This is a genomic window from Streptomyces sp. NPDC059695 (genome assembly GCF_042733785.1).
Classification (GTDB): Bacteria; Actinomycetota; Actinomycetes; order Streptomycetales; family Streptomycetaceae; genus Streptomyces.
In genome coordinates this window covers 27,686-49,767 of record NZ_JBHWFF010000019.1, presented here as the reverse complement: position 1 = coordinate 49,767, position 22,082 = coordinate 27,686, and the positions used below count along the sequence as shown (strand labels likewise).

The 22,082-nt window shown below is 73.6% G+C and carries 15 protein-coding genes and 3 pseudogenes; 9 read left to right on the top strand and 9 right to left on the bottom strand.

Going from position 1 to position 22,082, the window contains the following annotated elements; genetic code table 11:
• Positions 1 to 11: 11 nt before the first annotated feature.
• The 3 genes and pseudogenes from ACFV2S_RS23485 to ACFV2S_RS23475 all read left to right on the top strand — a co-directional run.
• Positions 12 to 2,216: a trypsin-like serine protease gene (locus ACFV2S_RS23485; RefSeq protein WP_385562388.1), complete on the top strand. Its 2,205-nt coding sequence runs from the start codon at positions 12 to 14 to the stop codon at positions 2,214 to 2,216.
• A 323-nt stretch (positions 2,217 to 2,539) separates the two neighbouring features.
• Positions 2,540 to 3,067, top strand: a pseudogene (locus tag ACFV2S_RS23480) (transposase family protein); the annotation flags it as partial.
• A 288-nt stretch (positions 3,068 to 3,355) separates the two neighbouring features.
• A pseudogene (locus tag ACFV2S_RS23475) lies at positions 3,356 to 3,541 on the top strand (CorA family divalent cation transporter); the annotation flags it as partial.
• Between the two features lie 115 nt (positions 3,542 to 3,656).
• On the opposite strand, the gene ACFV2S_RS23470 reads toward ACFV2S_RS23475, so the two are convergent.
• Together ACFV2S_RS23470 and ACFV2S_RS23465 are read right to left on the bottom strand one after the other, a co-directional pair.
• Positions 3,657 to 4,808 (bottom strand): glycosyltransferase family 4 protein, encoded by a 1,152-nt coding sequence (locus ACFV2S_RS23470; protein WP_385562385.1) that lies wholly within the window; start codon positions 4,806 to 4,808, stop codon positions 3,657 to 3,659.
• Positions 4,805 to 5,932, bottom strand: a complete 1,128-nt coding sequence (locus tag ACFV2S_RS23465; RefSeq protein ID WP_385562381.1) for a glycosyltransferase 87 family protein — start codon at positions 5,930 to 5,932, stop codon at positions 4,805 to 4,807. The genes ACFV2S_RS23470 and ACFV2S_RS23465 overlap by 4 nt, the downstream gene beginning before the upstream one ends.
• A gap of 142 nt (positions 5,933 to 6,074) precedes the next feature.
• Between ACFV2S_RS23465 and ACFV2S_RS23460 the strand changes: the two genes are divergently transcribed.
• Both ACFV2S_RS23460 and ACFV2S_RS23455 read left to right on the top strand, forming a co-directional pair.
• The gene (locus ACFV2S_RS23460) at positions 6,075 to 7,274 is read left to right on the top strand and encodes a sensor histidine kinase (protein WP_385562377.1); all 1,200 of its coding nucleotides are present in this window, start codon (positions 6,075 to 6,077) and stop codon (positions 7,272 to 7,274) included.
• Complete coding sequence (locus ACFV2S_RS23455) at positions 7,271 to 7,963, top strand: response regulator (RefSeq protein WP_385562374.1); 693 nt, start codon at positions 7,271 to 7,273, stop codon at positions 7,961 to 7,963. The genes ACFV2S_RS23460 and ACFV2S_RS23455 overlap by 4 nt, the downstream gene beginning before the upstream one ends.
• Before the next feature lie 78 nt (positions 7,964 to 8,041).
• Here ACFV2S_RS23455 and ACFV2S_RS23450 read toward each other — a convergent pair.
• From ACFV2S_RS23450 to ACFV2S_RS23440, 3 genes and pseudogenes are all read right to left on the bottom strand, one after another.
• Positions 8,042 to 8,974 (bottom strand): annotated as a pseudogene (locus tag ACFV2S_RS23450) (flavoprotein); the annotation flags it as partial.
• A 224-nt stretch (positions 8,975 to 9,198) separates the two neighbouring features.
• Positions 9,199 to 11,109: a choice-of-anchor A family protein gene (locus ACFV2S_RS23445; protein WP_385562371.1), complete on the bottom strand. Its 1,911-nt coding sequence runs from the start codon at positions 11,107 to 11,109 to the stop codon at positions 9,199 to 9,201.
• Between the two features lie 196 nt (positions 11,110 to 11,305).
• On the bottom strand, positions 11,306 to 12,454 hold the full coding sequence (locus tag ACFV2S_RS23440; RefSeq protein WP_385562368.1) for a PP2C family protein-serine/threonine phosphatase: 1,149 nt from the start codon (positions 12,452 to 12,454) through the stop codon (positions 11,306 to 11,308).
• A 241-nt stretch (positions 12,455 to 12,695) separates the two neighbouring features.
• On the opposite strand from ACFV2S_RS23440, the gene ACFV2S_RS23435 reads away from it, so the two are divergent.
• The 3 genes from ACFV2S_RS23435 (at position 12,696) to ACFV2S_RS23425 (ending at position 15,230) form a co-directional block, all read left to right on the top strand.
• On the top strand, positions 12,696 to 13,526 hold the full coding sequence (locus ACFV2S_RS23435; RefSeq protein ID WP_385562363.1) for a glycoside hydrolase domain-containing protein: 831 nt from the start codon (positions 12,696 to 12,698) through the stop codon (positions 13,524 to 13,526).
• 145 nt (positions 13,527 to 13,671) lie between these two features.
• Entirely contained in the window at positions 13,672 to 14,277 is a 606-nt protein-coding gene (locus tag ACFV2S_RS23430) for a histidine phosphatase family protein (protein ID WP_385562360.1), read from the top strand.
• Positions 14,274 to 15,230, top strand: a complete 957-nt coding sequence (locus ACFV2S_RS23425) for a tellurite resistance/C4-dicarboxylate transporter family protein (protein ID WP_385562357.1) — start codon at positions 14,274 to 14,276, stop codon at positions 15,228 to 15,230. The genes ACFV2S_RS23430 and ACFV2S_RS23425 overlap by 4 nt, the downstream gene beginning before the upstream one ends.
• On the opposite strand, the gene ACFV2S_RS23420 is transcribed toward ACFV2S_RS23425, so the two are convergent.
• The 4 genes from ACFV2S_RS23420 to ACFV2S_RS23405 form a co-directional block, all read right to left on the bottom strand.
• Complete coding sequence (locus tag ACFV2S_RS23420) at positions 15,196 to 15,909, bottom strand: DUF1345 domain-containing protein (protein ID WP_385562354.1); 714 nt, start codon at positions 15,907 to 15,909, stop codon at positions 15,196 to 15,198. The two genes, ACFV2S_RS23425 and ACFV2S_RS23420, sit on opposite strands and share 35 nt — an antisense overlap.
• A 28-nt stretch (positions 15,910 to 15,937) precedes the next feature.
• The gene (locus ACFV2S_RS23415) at positions 15,938 to 17,290 is read right to left on the bottom strand and encodes a diacylglycerol/lipid kinase family protein (protein ID WP_385562352.1); all 1,353 of its coding nucleotides are present in this window, start codon (positions 17,288 to 17,290) and stop codon (positions 15,938 to 15,940) included.
• Positions 17,291 to 17,455: 165 nt separating this feature from the next.
• The gene (gene gdhA, locus ACFV2S_RS23410; RefSeq protein ID WP_385562349.1) at positions 17,456 to 18,802 is read right to left on the bottom strand and encodes an NADP-specific glutamate dehydrogenase; all 1,347 of its coding nucleotides are present in this window, start codon (positions 18,800 to 18,802) and stop codon (positions 17,456 to 17,458) included.
• Positions 18,803 to 19,035: 233 nt separating this feature from the next.
• Positions 19,036 to 19,776, bottom strand: a complete 741-nt coding sequence (locus ACFV2S_RS23405) for a class I SAM-dependent methyltransferase (RefSeq protein WP_385562345.1) — start codon at positions 19,774 to 19,776, stop codon at positions 19,036 to 19,038.
• Between the two features lie 245 nt (positions 19,777 to 20,021).
• Between ACFV2S_RS23405 and ACFV2S_RS23400 the strand changes: the two genes are divergently transcribed.
• Positions 20,022 to 21,917, top strand: coding sequence for a sigma-70 family RNA polymerase sigma factor (locus ACFV2S_RS23400; protein WP_385562341.1), 1,896 nt, complete (start codon positions 20,022 to 20,024; stop codon positions 21,915 to 21,917).
• The last annotated feature ends 165 nt before the right edge of the window (positions 21,918 to 22,082 follow it).

Genomic DNA, 22,082 nt, shown 5'->3' with positions numbered 1-22,082 from the left:
GGAAACAACTCATGCAGCACTCCCGAGGTCTCCGCCTGGCCACGCTCGGCGCAGCCCTGATAGCGGCTCCGCTGGCGCTGTGCGCCCCATCCGCCTCCGCAGTCACCGGCACGCCTGTCGCCGACTCCGACACCACCTACGCCTACACGGCCCAGATCACCGTCGGCCCGCACGACCGCGGCTGCTCCGCCGTCCTCGTGGACGCCGAGTGGCTGCTGACCGCCGCGAGTTGCTTCGCCGCCGACCCGGCCGCTTCGCTCGCCGTCCCGGCCGGAGCCCCGCAGAAGAGCACCACCGCGATCATCGGCCGCTCCGATCTGTCCGGCACCCAGGGCGCCGAGCGGCGCGTGGTCGAACTCGTCCCGCGTACCGACCGTGATGTCGTCCTGGCCCGCCTCAACAGGCCGGTCACAGGCGTCAATCCGGTGGCGCTCGCCGCGTCCGCACCGGCAGTGGGTGAAGAGCTGAAGTTCGCCGGTTACGGCCGTAACAAGACCGAGTGGGCACCGCTCAAGCTGCACACCGCCGCCTACACCGTCGACTCGGCGGCCGCCGCCTCCGCGACCGTCACCGGCAAGGACGGCGCGGCCGCCTGCATGGGCGACGCAGGTGGCCCCGTCGTACGCGCCGGCCAACTCGTCGGCCTCAGCAGCCAGTCCTCGCAGGGGGGTTGCTACGGCATCGACCCCGCGCAGACCTCCACGGCCGGCGTCATCTCCCGTGTCGACGACCTCAAGTCCTGGATCGACGGCAAGGTCGGTGCCACCCGGATCGTGGACTTCAACGGTGACGGTCTCGAGGACATCGCGATCGCCGACCCGGCCGGCACGGTCGGCACCGACACCACCGCGGGTCTGGTGCGGATCGTGTACGGCGGAGGCAAGGGCATCGCCGAGATCAACCAGGACCTCGACTGGGTGGCGGGGGGTGCCGAACCGGGTGACTGGTTCGGTGACTCCATGGACACCGTCGACTGGAACGAGGACGGCTACACGGACCTCGTCGTCGGCACCACCCTCGAGGACGTGGGCACCGCCGCCGACGCGGGCTTCTTCGACATCCTGTACGGCGCCCCGGGCGGTATGGGCACCGGCGCGCTGAAGAGCACCCACTTCGAGCAGGGTGCGGGTGACGGAGCGATCAAGGCCGCCACGCCCGAGGCGGGCGACCGGATGGGCGACAACGTCGTGGCCGGCACCACCGCCGCGGGCGAGCCCTACATCGTGGTCGCGGCGCCCGGCGAGAAGGTGGGCACGGTCGCCAAGGCCGGTGCGGCCTTCTACCTGCGCGGCTCCGTCAACGTCGCGATCCACCAGGACAAGGCCGACGTCCCCGGTGCGGCCGAGGCGAACGACGGCTTCGGCACGTCGCTGGCCGCCGACTCCAACCACATCGCGATCGGCGCACCCAATGAGGTCATCGGTGGCGACGCCGCCGCAGGCAACCTCGCGGTGTTCAGCCACACCCTGCACGCCGACGGTCACCCCAAGCCGCTGTTCGGCCTCGACCAGGACCTCGACACCGTCTCCGGCGGCGCCGAGGCGAACGACGACTTCGCCTGGTCGCTCTCCCTGACCGACTACCGCCCCTCGGGCTCGGCCACCGCCAACGAGTCGATCCTGGCGATCGGTTCGCCCGGTGAGGCCATGTCCACGGACGGCGGCGCCACACAGAAGGCCGACGCGGGCCGCGTCGTGGTCGGCCGCGTGACCGCCGCGGGCGCGTGGAGCGAGACGCGTCAGCTGTGGCAGGGCACCGCCGACGACGACGTCTCCGGCACCGCCGAAGCCGGCGACCGCATGGGCGAGAGCCTGACCGCCGTCAACACCGCACCCCGTGCCGTGAGCACCAGCGCCACCATGCGCCTCGCCGTCGGCACCCCCGGTGAGGCCCTCGGCACCACCGCGAACGCCGGCGCCATCCACACCTTCTCCCTGGTCGCGGCGGCCGGCACCAACGACCGCTGGATCGAGGCCGGAGACGGCGACGGCATCCCCGGGACCCCGGGCGCCAACCAGTACCTGGGCCGCAACATCCACTACACCGGCACCAAGCTCTACGTCGGCATGCCCTACGGACCCGGCCTCGGCGCCCTGTACGCGCTGCCCATGTCCAACACCATCACCGGCGGAACAGTCGCACCGGTGACCGTGTACAAGCCGGGCACCGGCGGCCTGCCCAACGTCGGCACTCGCTTCGGCGCGCAAGCCCGCTGATGTAGGCGTCCGCCGCTGGACAGCCAACCTGTAGGCGTCACACTGGCTGTCCAGCGGCCCCGCGAGGACGTGGGCCGGCAACGGCGCAACTGCCGACGGACGCAAGGTCGATTCCCCTTCTGCGGCCATCAGCGCGGGCATCGCGATCAATAAGGATCTTCAGCGTGGTCACCGATCGGGTGACGGCCGAAGGTGGATAGCAGGCGAGGCCTTCGGGCAGTGGTTCGAGTTGTCTGACATCTCAACCGCTGTGCCCGGAGGCCTCGTTGGCCGTCTAACCTGCCGCACTCGACCTGCCGCATGCGCTTGTGGAGTGGGTCACGATGCTGATCGTCACCCGCGAGGGTGACCGCCGCTGCAAACTGCGGCCCTCACAACGCGCCGTCATCACCTTGGTCTACCCGCGCGAGCACACGACCTACGCGAAGCTCGCCGCAGGGTTCCGCATCAGCGAAGGCACCGCCCACGCCTACGCACAGAGCGTGATCAAACTCCTTGCTTCGAGAGCACCGTCCCTGACACAGGCACTGCGCCGCGCACGCCCCGAGTACGTCCCGGTCGACGGCACCATCGCCGAGTGCGACCGGGTCGGCGACCACGAACGGGACTACTCGGGCAAAGCCCGAAGGCACGGAGAGATTACGGATCCCCGTGCTCGCCGACAAGGGCTACGCCGGGGCCGGCGGCACGTTCCAGGTGCCGTTCAAACGCCACCTCGGAAGACTCTCACCGTCAGACAAGCAGCCGTCAACCAAGATCATGCCCGACTCCGCTTCCCCGTCGAGCGAGCCTTCGCCCGGCTCAAGGCCTGGCGGATTGCCGACCGGAAACCGCCAGGACAGTCTCGCTGCCCGGGCTGTGATCCGCCCCGACCCATGGGACGCCGCCGTGACCTCGCATCCTGCGCAGGGACTCCATTCGCCAGATCCAGTCGCAGGGAGCGCTTTGGTCCGCGTCGTCGGTTGCCTTCCCTGTCAACGAGCAGCCGCACCCGATCGCGATCTACCGCCGACCGAACAGCGGCCACCTGCCCCACTGCCACCACGTCGCGTAGCCTGACACGGCACGCGGATCACAGTCCCGACCAGCGGTGATTCTCCGCAAGGATCTGCGCAGGTCAGCGCAACGAGGGCGACGACTTCAAGAAGATCTCGGCCTGGGCGGCCATCCTCTTCGCACCCACCTTGGTGGGAACGATCTACGGCATGAACTTCGACCACATGCCGGAGTTGCACCGGGCGGGCGGGTATCCGTTCGCGGTGGTGCTGATGGCGGTGGTGTGCGTGAGCCTGTACATGGTCTTCAAGCGCAAGGACTGGCTGTAGTCCCCCATTTCGCCCCTTCGCCGCCACCACAGCCCTCTTCCCCGGCGGCATCTCCGGCACAAGCCGTGGACGGCACGGAAGAGCTGCCCGTGATCTCCGTCGCGGGCCCGGAGGCTCACGTCGGACGGAGCAGGTGCGCCAGGGTCTCGTAGGACCGGTCCCAGGCCCATTCCTTCCGGACCCAGCTGCGGCCCCTCTCGCCCATCTCGCGAGCGAGTCCAGGGTTGCGGAGGAGCCTGACCAGGCGGTCCGCCGACGCCGCCACCGAGCGGCCGTCGACGACGTAGCCGGTCTCGCCTTCGCGTACCGCGTCGGGGGCTCCGCCCGAGTCGCCCGCCAGGACGGGGAGTCCGGACGCCGCGGCCTCCAGGTAGACGATGCCCAGCCCCTCCACCTCCAGGCCCCTTCTGCGGGTGCGGCACGGCATGGCGAAGGCGTCGGCGGCGGCATAGAAGGAGGGGAGGGCGTGGTGGGGGTGGCCGCCGGCGAAGACGACCGCGTCCACGACGCCTTCCGCCAGGGCGAGTCGGCGCAGTTCGGGGGCGTGAGGGCCGTCGCCGACCAGGAGCAGCATGGCGTCCGGGAGCACCCTGCGGATCCAGGGCATCGCCCTGATCAGGGTGTCCTGGCCCTTGCGCGGGACCAGCCGGGCCGCGCACAGGATCACCGGGCGGCGGCCCAGACCGTAGCGGGCCCGCACCGGGCCGCCGTCCAGGAAGGGGCGGAAGGCCGTGGTGTCCACCCCGGGGACCAGGCGTGCGGTGCGGGTCCCGGGGGCGAGGGCCGCCTCGATCGGCCGGCGGGTGCTCTCGCCCAGCCAGGTGAGGGCGTCGACCTCCGCACCGATGCGGCGCAGCAGCGCCCTGGCCCCGGGGGTGCGGGCCCACCACACCTCGTGTCCGTGCGTGGTGGCGACGGCGGTGCGGATGTCCGTCGTCCGGCGCAGTCGGCCTGCCATCAGGCCCAGCGGCGCCGCGGCGCCGAACCACACCCGGTCGCAGCCGTACCGGCGGGCCACGGACGCGGCGTGCGCGGTGGCCCGGGGGCCGGGCAGGAGGGTGCGTGCCCGGTGGCGGATCACCGGGTAGGGAAGGGACTCGTCGGATGTCTCGGTCGCCGTGGCCCGGGTCGGCGACGAGGTGAACACGACCACCTCGTCGGGTGGAAAACGGTCGGCCAGTTCGCGGACGAACGTCTCGATGCCGCCCTGCCGGGGCGGGAAGTCGTTGGTGACGATCAGCGTGCGGGGGCGGGCGTCGTGGTTCATACGGCAGCGACCTCCGGGGAAAGGACGGCGGGGGTGCTACGGGGCTGCCGCATCCGGTACGCGAGCGCCCCGAGCACCAGCGGATAGACCACGTAGCCGAATCGGGTGGAGGGCATCAGGGTCATCGCCACACCCAGGCCGAGCGCGAGCCGGGCGGCGGCCGCCCGCGCCGTCCCCGGCGGCCGCACCACCAGCGACACCGCGAGCAGCAGGGCGCCCGCCGCGAGGAGCGCGAGCGCGATCACCCTGCCGCCGGGGGCGTACACCGCGAGCAGATGACCGGGCAGCGGGCTCGCGGCCGGCGAGGCGATGTCCGTGAGACCCAGCGGGAAGGCGATGGCGCTCCGGCAGAAGCCGGAAGGGTCGGAGAGCGCGAAGGGCAGCACCGCCGCCGTCGCCGTGGACAGGGCCACCGCGACGTACCGTGCGGAGGCCGGGCCGCCCCGCCGTACCGCGACCAGTGCCAGGGCCACGGGCAGCGCGGGCCACGCCGTCCACTTGAGCGCGGCGGCGACGCCGAGCACCAGTCCCGCGCGGCCCGACCGCCCCTGCCCGGCGAGGACGATGCCGAGGCACATCAGGCCGACGACCGGAAGGTCCGTCCCGCCGACCGCGACGGGCAGCGCGACCGGAGGAAGGGCGAGCAGCCGGGTCCGGTACAGCCCGGCCGCGGCGAGAGCCGTCACGAAGACGCCGCCCAGCCACCAGCGCGGGTCCCCGGGCAGCACGCCGAAGAACGCCATCCCGGGCAGATAGGGGTTGACGTCGGCGACGACCGCGGGATCGGCGGTGTACGGGCTGCCGGTCTCGAGCAGCAGCCGTCCCGACCGCTCGACGACCGCGACCTCCAGCTGGCCGAGACCGGCCGCCACCGACGAGACGAGCGGCACCACGACGGCCCCCGCCAGCGCGACGGCCCGGGCGGCGGGGCGGGAGCGCTCGCCGCGGGCCAGGACCGCCGCGGCCGCGTAGCCCGTCGCCGCCGTCACCCCCCACACCCGGTGCGGCCCCAGGTCCGAGACCAGGGCGAGCCCCAGCGCGACGAGCGCGCAGCCGGCCCACACGTGGCGCTCGTCGCGCAGGCGCCGGGCGCGCCGTACGTACCGTTCAAGGTTCTTCGTCATGCCCACAGACGCTAGGAACGCGCGGGCCCGAGGGCGTCAACCCGGGCTCCGGACCCGCGACTCGACCCGTGGCATGACATGCGGTCGCAGACTCAACCCGTGCGGTGACGCGCGGACCCGCGCCGGCACGGACCATGGACGCATGAGTACGCCTTTCCCGCAGCGGTTCCGCGCCTGGATCGCCGCGCCCGCCTACCCCTGGGTCACCGGCGGTGCCCTGACCGCCGGTGCCGTGGCGGAGCTGATCGCCTATCCCGCCTCCGTGACCACCACGATCGGGGTCCTCGTCTCCTCCGCCTCGCTGATGTGGAGGCGGTCCCTCCCGCCCGTCTCCGTCCTCACGGTCGCCGCGGGGCTGCTCGGGTTCGCCGGCGACGTCAGCCTGTACGTCTCGATCATGGCGAGCGGGCTGATCGCTTGTTACACCCTGGGCCGCAGCCGGGTGCTGCACCCCGCGGTGACCGTGGTGGGCGGCGCGCTCGGAGCCCTGTGCGTGAACCTGGTGCACATCAACACCTGGTCGCGCATGGACCTGCCGGTGCCCGCTCTCTGGGAACGGGGCTCGCTGAGTCTGTTCGCCGAGTCGTTGCTGCTGACCGTGGTCGTCTTCGGAGCCGTCATGATGGGGGACGCGGTACGTTCCCGGGCGGAGACCCTCACCGAACGGAACCTGGCCCAGGCCCGGTTGATCGCCATCGAGCGCCGGCAGGCCGCCGAGGCCGAACGGGCGGCCATCGCCCGCGAGCTGCACGACATCGTCTCCCACTCGGTGTCGATGATCGCCGTGCAGGCCGAGAGCGCCACGTACACCACCCCCGGCCTCACCCCCGAGGCCCGCGACGGCTTCCAGCAGATCGCCGGCACCGCCCGCTCCTCGATGGCCGAACTGCGCCGCCTCCTCGGTGTCCTGCGCACCCCCCAGGACAAGGAGACGGTCCTCACCGCCCCGCAGCCGACCCTCGACCATCTCGCCGAACTGGTCCAGCAGCACCGGACGGTGGGCGGCGAGGCCGAGCTGAGAGTCACCGGGGAACGGGTGCCGCTGCCCGCCGTGTGGGAACTGTCCGCCTACCGCATCGCCCAGGAGGCGCTGACCAACGCGCGCAAGCACGCGCCCGGCGCCCGTACCGTCGTGGAGATCCACTACGGCACCGATCTGCTGCTCACGCTGCGCGTCCGCGACGACGGTCCGGGTCCGGTCTGCGGCCAGGGCCCCGGTGCGGGCCACGGCCTGACCGGGATGCGGGAGCGGGCGGCCCTGGTCGGCGGCCGGCTCAGCGCCGGCGCGGGCCCGGACGGAGGATTCCTGGTGGAGGCGGAGCTTCCCTGGGGGAGCGCGTGATCGGCACGGTGAAGGAGACGGGTGTGATCAGGGCGCTGGTCGCCGACGATCAGGCGGTGGTGCGTACGGGCTTCGTCAACCTCCTCAACACGCAGGAGGACATCGAGGTCGTCGGCGAGGCCGAAGACGGTGCGCAGGCGGTGCGCCTCGCCGCCGAGACCCGGCCCGACCTCGTGCTCCTCGACATACGGATGCCGCACAAGAACGGCATCGAGGCGGCCCGGGAGATTCTGGCCGGGTCCGGGAACCCGCCGAAGGTCCTCATCCTGACGACCTTCGGCCTCGACGAGTACGTGTACGACGCGCTCGCGGCCGGGGCGAGCGGCTTCCTGCTCAAGGACGCCACCTTCCCGGAACTGCTGCACGCGGTGCGCGTGGTGGCGGCCGGGAACGCGCTCCTCTCGCCCGAGATCACCAAGCGGGTGATCGGCGAGTTCGTGGACGCGCGGACGTCGCGACTTCCCGCCCACTCCGTGGGGGAACTCACCGCGCGTGAGGCGGAGGTCCTCACGCTGATCGCCCGGGGGCTGTCCAACGCGGAGATCGCGCATCGCCTCACGATCACGGACCACACGGTGAAGACCCACATCAACCGGCTGTTCGCGAAGCTGGAGCTCCGGGACCGGGCGCAGGCCGTGATCGCGGCCTACGAGCTGGGGCTGGCGCGCGTGGGAGGCGGTACGGGCTGACCGGACTCGTGCCACGACGCTCGCCGTCCCGGCCTGGCCGGGCCATGTGCCGTGCGTGTGCCCGTTCCTGAAGGCAGGTCAGCCTTCGGTGACCCAGTGGCGTTCGCCGAGCCGGACGAGCGCGGGGTCGGGGGAGCAACAGCCGTCCGCAAGTGCCTCGTCGGACTGCGGCTGGTCGAAGAGCCCGGCGCCGCCGCCCACTCCGGTCTCCGGGAGGACGAGTTCGACGCGCTCGGCCGCCCACCGGTCGCCCGCGAGGGCTGCGGCGACGGAGCGGACCTGCTCGTATCCGGTGAGGGCGAGGAAGGTCGGGGCGCGGCCGTAGGACTTCATGCCGACGAGGTAGACGCCCTCTTCGGGGTGGGCGAGCTCCTTCGCGCCGTGCGGGTAGACCGTGCCGCAGGAGTGCCGGTTGGGGTCGATCAGCGGGGCGAGCTCCACCGGGGCCTGGAGTCGGTCGCCGAGTCCGAGGCGGAGCTCCGAGAGGAAGGAGAGATCGGGGCGGAAGCCCGTGAGGACGATGATCTCGTCGACCGGGTCGAGCCGGCGGCCGTCCTCGGCCACGAGGACCAGGCGGTCGCCGTCGCGCTCGATCGCCTCCGTGCGGAAGCCGGTCACGGCGGCGGCGTGGCCCAGGGCACCGCGGGCGGGGAGCTGATCGGCCGCACCGCCACCGAAGGTGGAGCCGGAGATGCCCCGGCGAAGGATCCACACGGCCTTCGTACCGGCGCCGTCCGCTGCGCCGGCCAGCTCGGCGAGGGAGGCCAGGGCGGTGAAGGGGCGGCGTCCGCCCAGTCTCCGCCGGGACGGGTAGGTCCTCGCGTCGGGCTTCGCCCAGCCCGTGGGGGCCAGGAGCTTCTCGGCGGCCCGGCCCGCGGGCCCGGCCCCGATGACCACGACGGGCAGCTGGTCGGTGGCGACGGCGAGGAGGCGTGACCGGCGCGCGCGACAACGGACCTCCCCTCGCCCCCGCCGACGACGCCCCTCGGGCTCCGCGCCGGCGCGCGCTTGGCCGGGCGGGGCGCGACAGCGCCGCGGAAGTGCTCCAGGCGTGCCCTGTCGTGCTCGACGTACTCGACGTACTCGACGTGCTCGACGTACTCGACGTACTCGACGATCAGCGCATCGGGGTCGCGTCACGCGACGATCACCGACGGGCCGCCGCGTGGAGATCACGATCCGGCCGGACCGCCGGGCCTGAACGGCCCCGGCGGTCCGGCCGTTGCCTCGACCGCTCAGGCGGCGTGGCCGGTCCGGGTCCTCTTCGCGGCGCAGTCGCCGTAACCCGAATCGCCGTAGCCCTGCTCCCCGTAGCCGTGGTCCTCGTCGCCGTAGCCCGTGGGCTCGCAGGGGTCCTCACCCCGGCTGTTGTCCAGGCGCACGACCGCGGTCTCCTGGTCACCGCTGATGACGTACGGACCCGCGACCGGGTCGGCCGGCAGGACGTATCCGTCCGGCACCGCGGTCTCCCGCAGGTAGTACGTGCCGTGGTCCAGGTCCCCGAACCGGCAGAGACCGGCGGCGTTCGTCGTGCAGGACGCCCCGGTGCGGGTGTCGGGGTCGGCGCCGTCGGTCTGCAGACCGGCCCGGCCGTTGGTCTCCTCCCACAGCTCGAACGTGGCCCCGCGCAGCGGCAGGTGCGTGTCGGCGTCGGACTTGAGGAGCATGAGGGACCCGGTGCCCGGAGGGACCGGGGTACGGGTGTTGGAGGCGGTGACGGACACGCCCGCGGCCGCGTTCTCCTCGGTCAGGACGAGCGGGCCGAACACCGCCGGCGTCGGCAGGTCGTACCCGTCGGGAGCGTCGGTCTCCTGCCAGTAGTACGTCCCCGTCTCCACCGTCCGCGCGCAGACCCCGTCCGCGCCCGTCACGCAGGCCGCGCCGACCTGCGTGTCGGGGTCGTCCCCCGACGTCTGCAGACCGGTCGTGCCGTTCGTCTCCTCCCACAGGCGGAACGTCGCGCCCGGCAGCACCGCACCCGTCTCCGCGTCCGTCTTCACCACCTTCACCGCGCCGGTGGTCGGAGCGGGTCCGTCGCCGCAGTCGGGCAGGTCCCCGACGAAGGGGTACGCGTGGAACTCCTGGCCGCCGCCTCCCGACGCGGCGCTGGTGTGCGTGACCGAACCGGTGGTGAAGAAGCGGCCGTTGATGCCGGGCAGGGTCACGGTCGTCATCGACGACTGCTCGCCCATCAGGAAGCTGCCCTGGAACTGTCCGGTGCCCGCCAGGTCGATGGTGGTGGCGTCGGGGAAGTTCCACAGCAGCCGCTCGCGGTAGGCGTTGAGCGGGTCGGTGCTGTCGTCGATGCCGCCGCTGTAGGTGCTGATGGTGCGGTCCGTGCCGGTGACGTTGACCAGGATGGTGGCTCCGGCGGGAATGCCGGCGAAGACGACGCCCTGCTGTCCGCCGGTGGCGGTGGTCATGTCGAAGTCCACGTTGAAGACCTGGAGCGCGGACGTCCCGTCCCCCGTGAAGAGGGTCTGGGTGCCCTGGTTGACGGCCGTGCCGGTGGGGGTACGGGGCCGGCCGTCGACGCGGGCGTAGCAGCGGCTCGCGGCCGTGAGCTGATCGCGCAGGCCCGCGTACCGGGCGACGGCGTTCGCGTCCTGGACGAGGGTGCCGGTCACGTTCCCCGTGACGGTGCCCGCGTGGCGTACGGTCCCGATCTCGTCCACCAGGCCGCCGGTCGTCTCCAGGCGCTGGTTCGCGGCGATCGTGACGTCCCCGCCGGTGGTGAGGAAGTCCGCGTCCTTCGGCGGGACGACCCGGGAACCGACGCCGACGATGCCCAGGTTGTACAGGCCGCCCGCGGCCGCGTCCTTGTTCTGGTCGAAGTCGTCGAGGACCACGACACGGCCCTCGGCCTCGGCCGCCCGGCCGCGGACGAGGAAGTCGTCCCCCACGAAGATGTTGATGCCGGCGTCGCGGCCCGCGATGCCCTGGTTGTCGATGCCCGGGAACGGGTCGGGGCAGTCCCCCGGCACGCAGGGGCCGAGCCCTCCGGGCAGCGGCGCCGCGAACGCGGCCGGGGCGCCCGGGCCGAGGATCAGGGCGGGGACGGCGGCGAGGGTGACGGCGCAGGACAGCCCGGCCGATACGGTCCGGCGCCGGGCGCGCCCCTGTCTCCGGGAAGTGTGGTGTCTCATGGCCGGAGTCTCGGCGCGCCCCTCCCGGCGCACCATCCGCGCGGCCCCGGGTTGGGCCGGTCAGGGACCCCTCTCACCGGGGGGTGTGAAGTCGTGGGGCCAGGGGGAGTACCGGTGCGCCGGGCGCGGCGGGACGACCGGTGCGCCCGGCGCGGCCCGCCGCCCGTTCCGCGTCGTCCCCCGCCGCCCGCTCGTGTCATCCCCGGGCCGGCCCCGGCGCCGGGCGGCGGACGGCGAGGAGCGCCATGTCGTCCGAGCGCGCTCCGCCGGTGAAGCGCCGCACGTCGCCCACCAGGGCGCCGAGCAGCCGGTCCGGGGACGAGGAGGCGCGTCCGGTCAGCCAGGAGGCCGGTTCGAAGAAGACGTCCGTGCCGTCGCGCGCCTCCGACAGGCCGTCCGTGTACAGCAGCAGGGTGGCCTCCGCGGGGAACACCCAGACGTCGGGCCGGTCCGGCTCCGGGGCGAGGTCCCCGAGCCCCAGCGGCAGCGAGAACTCGCCCGGGGTGAGCACCGTGACCGCGCCGTCCGGGTGGAGGAGCAGGGGCTCGGGGTGGCCCTTGTTGAGCACCCTCAGCTCCTCGTGTCCGGGCGGGACCTCCACGAGCACACACGTGGCGAAGCCCTCCGCGTCGTCGATGCCGGTACGGCTCGCTCCCTCGCGGGTCAGCGAGCGCTCCAGGCACCGGGCCACGCCGTAGAGCGAGGGCTCGTTCTCCGCGGCCTCCCAGAACGCGCCGAGGATCACCGAGACGGTCTCGATGGCGCCGAGGCCCTTGCCCCGGACGTCGCCCATGACGATCCGCACCCCGTGCGGGGTGGCGCGCGCCGCGTACAGGTCGCCGCCGATGAGGGTGTCCTTGCGGGCCGCCTCGTAGCGGGCGCCGAGACGGAGCCCGCCGACGCGCGGATCGGGGGTGGGCAGGACGGCTCGCTGCGCCGCCTCCGCGACGCCCCGGGCCGAGGCGAGGTCCTCGCGTTCACGGCGGACGACCCGGTTGAGGAGGACGGCGATCGCCGTCACGAGGACGAGGGTGGCCAGGTCCGTCGCCAGGCCGTGGTGCGACGCCGTGTCGCCCATGCTGGTGGTGACGGCGTAGAGGACGGCCGTCGCGGCGAGCCCGAGCGCCCCGAACACCACGGTGGCCCACCAGGTGAAGAGCGGGGCCGAGACCAGCGGGGCCGAGACGAACAGGGGCGCCCCCGTCAGCTCCTCGGGCGTGCTGAGCTGGAAGGCGACCCCGGTCACCAGGAACAGGGCCGGGAGCGTGCGGGCCAGTCGCCGGCCGGCGGCGGCGCGGGAACCGGGTGCGGGCCCGGCGCGCTCGCCCCGCGGGCTGTCGGTCACGTGACCTCCCGGAGTGGGCTCCTGCCGTCCAGTATGCGGTCAGTGGATCAGGCCCGCGAGGCCCCGCTCCCCCGCCCGTATGCGGGGAGCGGATCAGGCCCCCAGGACCCGCTCTCCCGGCCGGATCGACGCGGCGCGCGCCCTCCGGGCCCCGGGGCCGTACCGCCGTCGCGGCTCCGGCGCCCCCGGATAGGGTGAGCGTGCCCCGGAGCGCCGGGGCCCGATTGCGTATGGGGTGGGTATGTCGAAGCACCGGATGTCCAAGAGGGGCCGTTACATCGCCCTGGCAACGACGGGTGTCGTCGTCGTGGCCGGTGCGGGGATCGCGGCGCAGACCTCCATGGCGGCGACCGCGTGGCCGGCCCAGAAGACCTACACGGGCCGGGCGTTCGACGCCTGCACGGCGCCCTCGCTCGCCGCCATGACGGCCTGGAAGAAGGACGCCTACTACAGCGGCGTCGCGGTCTACATCGGTGGGAAGAACCGCGGCTGCGCGCAGCCCAACCTCACCAAGTCGTGGGTGAAGTCGGTCGACACGCTCGGCTGGCGGGTCATCCCCCTCTACGTCGGCGCCCAGCCGCCGTGCCAGAAGAGCGGCAACAAGGAGCGGTTCACCGCGGCCACCGCGGCCTCGGTCGGGGCGAGCAACGCCAGCGACGCGGTCGCCAAGGCCGCGGCGCTCGGCATGAAGGCCGGCAGCCCGATCTACCTCAACATGGAGTCGTACGACATCGCCGACAAGGCGTGCAACGACGCGACCCTGGCCTACGTGCGGTCCTTCACCAAGACCCTGCGCGCCAAGACCTACCGCGCCGGCCTCTACGGCTTCAGCAGCTCCAGCGCGAAGGCGATCGCCACGGCCAAGGACCGTACGGACCTGCCGGGCAACCTCTGGTACGCCCTCTGGAACGGCCAGGAGACCACCACCAAGGACTGGCCCTGGGACCCGAAGCTCTACACCGACCACAGCCGCGGCCACCAGTACAAGGCCAACAGCAAGGAGACCCGCGGCGGCTACACCATCAACGTCGACCGCAACGCCTGGGACGCGCCGGTCGCCATCGTCGGCTGACCGGCCCCCGGCAGCCGACCGGACGCCGAACCGGCAGCCGACCGGCTGCCGCCGGGGCGCGTCGCGCGCGGGGAGGGCCGTCGCCGCGGGGCGCGCGAGTAGCATGCGGATCCGCGGGCCGGACGGGCGGAAGGAGCGGCGGGCCATGGGTGACCTCCTCCTGATCCGGCACGGCGAGACGGAGTGGAGCGCCACCGGGCGGCACACCGGCCGCACGGACCTGCCGCTCACCCCGGACGGCGAGGCGGAGGCGCGCACGCTCGCGCCGTTCTTCACGGGCCGCTCCTTCGCCTTCGTGCTCACCAGTCCGCTACGGCGCGCGAGGCACACGGCCGAGCTCGCCGGCCTGCGCGACGCCGGGACGGACGAGGACCTGTGCGAGTGGGACTACGGCGGGTACGAGGGGCTGACCACCGCCCGGATCCACGAGACCCGGCCGGACTGGTCGCTGTGGCGTGACGGCGTGCCTCCGCACCCCGACGGGCGGCCCGGCGAGTCCGCCGAGGACGTGGGGCGGCGGGCCGACCGGGTCCTGGCGCGCCTCGCGCCCCGCCTCGCCGGCTCCGCGGAGGACGGCGTGGTGGTGGCGCACGCGCATCTGCTGCGGGTCCTCACCGCCCGGTATCTGGACCTGCCGGCGTCCGAGGGGCGGCTGTTCCTCCTGACGACGGCGACGGTGGGCCGGCTGTCCACGGAGCACGGCCTTCCGGTGGTCGCGGGCTGGAACCAGCGCCCCCTCCCCCGCGCGTGACCGGCGGGGCGCGGCGCGCCCGGTGGGCGGCCCCGCCGCCGGCGGCGGGAGCCGCGGTCCTGGCGACCGGCATCCTGTCGGTGGGCCTGCGCCTGACCGGCTTCGAGGCGGTCTCGGTGGTGGCGCTGTGCCTGGCCACGGCCGTGTGGCTGCTGCTCGCGTACGCCTTCGTGTCCCTGCTGCTCGGGGACCGGCGGCGCTGGGCGGTGAGCGCCGGCAGCCCGCCCGCGCTCACGGCCGTCGCCGCCTCGACGGTGCTCGGCGCCCGGTTCGAGCTCCTCGGCGCGACCCCGGTGGCCGTGGCGTTCCTGGTGGCCGCCGCCGTGGTCTGGCCGGTGCTGCTGGTCGCCGTGCTCCGGCACCTGCCCCGGCGGGCGCCGGGTGCGGTGTTCCTCGTCTGTGTGGCCACACAGGGCCTCGCGGTGCTGTCCGCCCTCCTGGCACCGAGGGCCGGCGGCTGGCTCGCGCGGGTGGCCCTGGTCCTGTTCCTCCTCGGACTCGTGCTGTACGCCGACGCGCTGGCCCGTTTCGACGTCCGCCAGGTGGTGACGGGCGCGGGCGACCACTGGATCGCGGGCGGGGCCCTGGCGGTCTCGGCGCTGGCCGGTTCGAAGCTCCTCCTCCCGGGCGAGTGGCCGGGAGGCGTGGAGGCGGCGCTGCGGACGGCGACGTTCGTGCTGGTGGCCCTCGACCTGGCCTGGTACGCGGTGCTGTGGTGCGGCGAGCTCGTCCGCCCGCGCCCAGGCTACGACGTCCTGCGCTGGGCGACGGTCTTCCCGCTGGGCATGACGGCGGTGGCGGCCCTGTCGGTCTCGGCCGCGACGGGGGTGGAGTGGCTGGGGACGCTGGGCCGGGTCCTGCTGGGGATCGCGGTCGTCGCCTGGCTCGCGACCGCGTACGGCCTGGCCCGCCGCGCTCTCAGACCAGCGCGGAGACGAGGCTGGCCACGGTGACGGTGTTGAAGACGAACGCGATGGCCGCGTTGGCGGTCACGGTCCGGCGCATCTCCCGGGACGTCACGTCGACGTCGGTCGTGCCGAACGTGGTCATCACCGCGAAGGCGAAGTAGACGTAGTCGGCCCAGGCCGGGGCCTTCTCCCCGGGGAAGTCCAGGGCGTGCCCGTCCTCCACCAGGTTGTCGGCCTGGAAGGCGACCGCGAAGGAGACGGCCACGCAGACCCAGGCGAGGACGACCATGACGAGCGCCACCGTCCCCCGCGCGGCCGGTTCGAACGAGGAGCCGATGTGCCCGGGGCGCCACACCACGGCCACCACGAGCGCGGCCCCCGAGAGGAAGAGCGACACCCCCGGTCCGGGAGCCGTGCCGAACACGTACCGCTGGAGGACCGTGCCCCGGGTCTCGCGGCTCGCCCAGGCGCGCACCCGTTCCGGGGACGCGGTCGAGAACGCGACCGTCGTGAGCACGAGGTAGGGGAAGAGGTACGCGAGGAGCAGCAGCACGCACAAATCGGCCCCGGAGACCTCCGCCCAGCCCCCTTCGAGGCCGAGGAGGAGCGCCGCCGCGCCCGCGGCGACGAGGGCGCTGACCAGGGAGCGGCGGCGTTCGGAGAGCCACCGGTTCCGGTGGCCCTCCGCCGGTGCCTGTGGCCGGTCAGGACCGCGGTCGGTCACCGCGGCGCTCCCTCACGGCGGGGACCCGTCACGACGGCGCCCCCGCGGGCCGCTCCCGGCGGCCGAACGCGAGGTCGAGGATCCGCCGCCCCCGCACGGGCGGCACGGGTACGGGGACGCCGGGGCGGTCGCGGGGCACCAGGACCCGCAGGGCGCCCGGGCGCAGCACGCACACGACCGGGGTGGGCATCCGCAGCGCCTCCCCGTCGACCGCCACGGGGATCTCGTCCGCGTCGGAGGTCACCTCGACGCGGTGGGCGGTCAGGACGGTGAGGCCGGTGGACTGCGAGCCCCGTACGGCGAGATCGGCGGCCTGCGCCGCGTCCTCGACCTTGATCCCGAGCACCCCCAGTTCGCCGTCGTCGAGGCTGGGGCGGCGGCCGGAGCCGCTGAACTCGTCGGGCGAGACGTACGGGTTGTTGCTGACGAGCAGGGCCTGCTGGGCGGTGAGCGGTGTGCCGTCGATCCGTGCGTCGAGCCGCCGTACGCCCTCGCCGAGCAGCAGGTCCGGCATGACGGCGAGGATCGTGCCCGCCTTGTCGTCGCGGTACTCGGGGCGCTGGACGACGTCCGCGTACACCCCGAAGGACACCGTGTTGACGAAGGGCCGGCCGTCGACGTCGCCGAGGTCGACCCGGAGCTCCTCGCCGTCGGTCAGGGCGTCGAGGCAGCGGGACGGGTCGGTGCGGTCGAGGCCCAGGTCCATGGCGAAGTGGTTGCGGGTGCCGGCGGACACCACGAGGAAGGGCAGGTCGTGTGCGGCGGCGACCTCCGCGACCAGGGCCTGGGTGCCGTCGCCGCCCGCGACACCGAGCAGGTCCGCGCCCTCGGCCACGGCCTCGCGGGCGAGTCCGGCGACGTCGGCGGGGGCGGACGGGTCGAGCAGGATCACCCGCGCGCCGAGCTCCTCCGCCCGTTCGACGAGGCCGAAGCGGCCGACCTTCCCGCCCCCGGACTTCGGGTTCATGATGAGGACCGGCCGCTCGGGCCGGGCCGCCGGGACCGCCTTCGTCGCCCGGTCGGGTGCCGTTCTGCGCAGCGCGGCCCGGGCGCAGGCCAGCGCGGCGGCCCAGCAGAGGCAGAGGACCAGCGCCGTCACCCAGAGGCCGTCGTGCGCGAAGAGGACGAGGACGCCGACGGGTGCGGCGATCGCGAGGAGCGCCCCGAGGAGGCGGACCGCGCCCCGGTGCGCGACGAACCACCAGACGCCGGCGGCGCAGAGGACGAGTCCGAGGAGCCCGGCTCCGACCACCAGGAAGCCGCCGTCCCCCAGGGTGATCAGGAGGACGACCAGGGAGGCGACCACGGCGAGCACCGCGAGGCGCGCGAGCAGCCGCGCTCCCCCGTCCGCGTCGGGGCCCTTCGTACGCGTCGCGCCCATGGCGTCCCTTCGTGGTGTCCGACGGCGAGCACGGTCCTGCGACCGCGCGCGCAGTCCGGGGCACCAGCGTGCACGGGCCCGGGCGGGAGGGCATCCCGGCCGGGCCCGTGCGGATGACACCGTGGCGGCGGACCGCCGTCCCGCGGCGCGCGCCGACCGCGTGCGTCAGATGACGCCCTGCGCGAGCATCGCCTCCGCCACCCGGAGGAAGCCCGCGACGTTGGCGCCGAGCACGTAGTCGTCCGCGTCCGCGCCGTACGCCTCGGCGGTGGCGCGGCACTGGGTGTGGACGTCGCGCATGACGTCGGCGAGGCGGGCCTCGGTCTGCTCGAAGGTCCAGGTGTCGCGGGCCGCGTTCTGCTGCATCTCGAGGGCGGAGGTGGCCACGCCGCCCGCGTTGGCGGCCTTGCCGGGGCCGAAGAGGACCCCGGCCTCCCGGAACACCTCCACCGCCTCGGGCGTGCAGGGCATGTTCGCGCCCTCGGCGACGGCGCGGACCCCGTTCTTCACCAGGGCCACGGCGTCCTCGCGGCGCAGTTCGTTCTGCGTCGCGCAGGGCAGGGCGATGTCGCACCGGAGGTCGTAGATCGTGCCGCGGTCCGAGAAGGTCGCGGACGGCTTGGCCTCGGCGTACGCGGAGATCCGGGCGCGCCGGACCTCCTTGATGTCCTTCAGGAGCTCCAGGTCGATGCCGTCCTCGTCGACGAGGTAGCCGGTGGAGTCGCTGCAGGCCACCACGCGGCCGCCGAGGGCGTGGACCTTCTCGACCGCGTACACGGCGACGTTCCCGGAGCCGGAGACGACCACGCGGCGCCCGTCGAAGGCCTCGCCGCGGGTGGCGAGCATCTCCTGGGCGAAGAACACCGCTCCGTAGCCGGTGGCCTCGGTGCGGGCGTGCGAGCCGCCCCAGGCGACGGGCTTGCCGGTGAGGACGCCCGACTCGTAGCGGTTGGTGATCCGCTTGTACTGGCCGAAGAGGTAGCCGATCTCCCGCGCGCCGACGCCGATGTCACCGGCGGGGACGTCGGTGTGCTCGCCCAGGTGGCGGTACAGCTCCGTCATGAAGGACTGGCAGAACCGCATGATCTCGCCGTCCGAGCGGCCCTTGGGGTCGAAGTCCGACCCGCCCTTGCCGCCGCCGATGGCCATGCCGGTCAGCGCGTTCTTGAAGATCTGCTCGAAGCCGAGGAACTTGACGATGCCGAGGTTGACGCTCGGGTGGAACCGCAGGCCGCCCTTGTACGGGCCGAGGGCGCTGTTGAACTCCACCCGGTAGCCGCGGTTGACGCGCACGGTGCCCTGGTCGTCGACCCACGGGACGCGGAACATCAGCTGGCGCTCGGGCTCGACGAGCCGCTCCACGATCCCGGCCCCGGCGTACTCGGGGTGCCGGTCGAGCGCGGGCCCGAGGGTTTCCAGCACCTCGGCCGCCGCCTGGTGGAACTCGGCTTCGCCGGGGTTGCGCCGGCGGACCTCCGCGTAGACGGACTCGATGTGCTCAGTGACGTTCATGCGTGTCTCTTTCCGTGTGGTTCAGGGTGCCGATGCCGGTCCCCGGGCGGATCGCCGACGTCTTCGTCGGCCGTGCCCGGGCCGGGACCACCGCCGCCTTCACGGCGTCGGTCCCGGCCCGCGGCACGTACGCGTGTTCCCCCGCTTTCAGGTCCGACAACGGCTCTACGCCATCGCGCCGGCCGTTCCCGGCTCTTTTCTAGCCGATCCGGCGCGTGCGGCGTCCGGGCGTCTCACGCCCGGCAGCGCAGGAGCTCGAACGGCGGGTTGGCCAGGCAGTCCTCCCAGAACTCCTCGCCGAACTCCCGGACGCCCGCCTCTGAGATCTCCAGCGGGACCCAGGTCAGGTCGCCGAAGCCGGCCGCGCGCAGGGATCCCTCGTAGACCTCACGGCGGGGGCAGGCCCCCACGAACGAGATCGGCGGTTCGAGGAGCGCCGTGATCCGGACGCGCGGTCCGGTCTCGATCTCCTCGCCGGTCGCCTCGCAGAGGAAGCCGTACTTGGCGAGGGACGGCCCGTCGAAGCGGTAGTCGGGCTTCTGCACGAGCAGGAGGAACTCGGCACCGGGCTTCAGGCTCCGGTGCACGTTGCGGCACATGGCCTCCATGGTGGTGATGTCCGGCGCGTAGTTGAGCGCCTGCACACCCAGGGCGAGGTCGAAGCGCTCTTCGAGCGGTCGCAGGGTGGCGAGGTCCCCCACCTCGTAGCGCACCCCGAGCGGTTCGCTCTCCTCGAACGCCAGCGACGCGGCGACCATCTCCGTGGAGATGTCGACGCCGAGGACGTCGGCGGCCCCGCGGCGCTTCAGCTCCCGGCTGTAGAAGCCGGTGCCGGAGGCGAGGTCGAGGACCGTCCTGCCCCGGACGTCGCCGACCAGGTTCAGAAAGCTGGGCACCTCCCCGTACCGTGTCAGGGGAAGGGACTTGAACCCCTCGAAAGCCTCACCGATCTCGTCGTACAGCTGCACACCCATGGGCGCGGTCCTCCCCAGTGCTCGGTCTTGCCTGGTGATCCGTCGTGCCTCGGCAGTCTTGCCGGAACGGCGCGCAACCTCGTATGGGCGGAAAACACGAAGACCGGGCGGGTGCCCTGGCCGCCTCTACGGGAGTCCGAAGTCCCCGGAAGTCCTCCGCCGATTCCTGTTATCGGCCCGCCGCCCCGCGATCTCCTCCTGTGTTGGCCGTCGACGACAGCGGGAACAGGCAGGGTGATACGGGCATGGGCGCACAGCACGGTACGGAACTGGTCAGGGCGGCACAGAGCGGAGACCTTCGGGCGCAGGACCGGCTCATCGCGCTGCACCTGCCGCTCGTCTACAACATCGTGGGCCGGGCGATGAACGGTCACCACGACGTCGACGACGTCGTCCAGGAGACGATGCTGCGGGCGCTCGCCGGACTCGGCGGCCTGCGCTCCCCGGACAGCTTCCGGTCCTGGCTGGTCGCCATCACCATGAACGGGGTCCGGACCCACTGGCAGCGGCAGCGGCAGGCCGGCTTCCCCGCGGGCGGTCTCGACGACGCGCAGGAGATCGCGCAGCCGGGGTCCGACTTCGTGGAGCTGGCCGTGGTCCGGCTGAACCTGTCCGGCCAGCGGCGCGAGACCGCCGAGGCGACCCGCTGGATGGAGCCGGAGGACCGGGAGCTGCTGTCCCTGTGGTGGCTGGAGTGCGCCGGTGAGCTGAGCCGGCACGAGGTGGCCGACGCGCTCCAGCTGTCCCCGCAGCACACGGCGGTGCGGGTCCAGCGGATGAAGGACCGGCTGGAGGCCGCGCGGATCGTCGTGCGGGCCCTGTCGCAGAACCCGCCCTGCGCGACGCTGCGGTACGAGACCGGTGCCTGGGACGGCAGGCCGTCCGCCCTGTGGCGCAAGCGTCTGGCCCGGCACGCGCGCGGGTGCGCGTACTGCGCGGGACTGTGGAGCGGGCTGGTCCCCGCGGAGGGGCTGCTCGCCGGACTGCTTCTGGTGCCCCCGGCCGCGCTGCTCCTCGCGGGCGTCCGCGGGCGCGCCGGGTTCGAGACGGCCGCCGCGAGCGGGCCGATCGGCGCCCCGCCCTCGGCCGGGGCTTCGGATGGCAGCTCCCCGTACGGGTTCGGTCAGGGTTCCGCCGCCCACCCCTCGGGTCAGGGCTCCGCCCACCCCTCGGCCCCGGCCCACGCCCCCGCTCACGACCCGGCCTCCGATCCGTCCGCCACGACGCTCGCCGCCCCGCTCTCCGGCGCGGGGCACGGTGCCGGAGGGGCGTCCGGGCCCGGTGCGGGGGGCGCGGGCCGCGGCGCCCGGAGCACGCGGGCCGTCCGCCGCCGGCGTCAGCAGCGCCGGCAGCGCGGCCGCAGGCGCCTGGTCGTCGCGGCGGGCATAGCCGTGGTGGCGGTCACCGGCGGTGCGTTCACCCTGACCTCCGGCCCCGACGAGGGTCCGGAGGCCGGGGGGACGACCCTCGCCGCGACCGCCGACGGCGGCCTGCCCACCGCGCAGGAGCCGGCCGCGACCCCGGCGACCGCGTCCTCCACGGCGGCGCCCTCGCCGTCGGCGTCGAAGACCACGCGGCCCTCCCCGAAGCCCTCGCGTCCCACGCCGACGGCCTCCCGCACCGCGCCGAAGGCGCCGCCCCGGCCGACCCGTACGGCCCCGCCCGCTCCCGACACCGCCCCCACCGCCCCGCGGCCGACCTCCGGGTCGGGTTCGGGCTCGGGTTCGGGATCCACCACCGGTTCCGGTTCGGGTTCCGGTTCGGGATCCACGCAGCAGGAGGTGATCGATCTCGTCAACACCGAACGGTCCAAGGCCGGCTGCGGGCCGCTCACGGAGCACCCCCTGCTGACCAAGGCCGCCCAGGGCCACTCCGACGACATGGCCGCGCGGAACTTCTTCGACCACACCAACCCCGACGGCGACGGCCCCGGCGAGCGCGTCACGGCCGCCGGATACGCCTGGTCGACGTACGGCGAGAACATCGCGCAGGGCCAGACCACCCCCGCGCAGGTCATGGACTCCTGGATGAACAGTCCCGGCCACCGGGCGAACATCCTGAACTGCGACTTCAAGGAGATCGGAATCGGCCTGCACTCCTCCGGCGGCCCCTACTGGACGCAGGTCTTCGGCAGCCGCTGACGCCCCTCGGGGGGCCGTGGAAGGTGCCGGTGTGACAAGCATGACGTCCGACAGGGGGATCTTGACGCTTCCCTGACGCGTGACCCCGGACCGGTGGCCCGCGGTCTGCTTAGGCTTGCCCGGCCGTCCGTCGGATGGCCGAAAACCGACGCTCACCGAACCCCC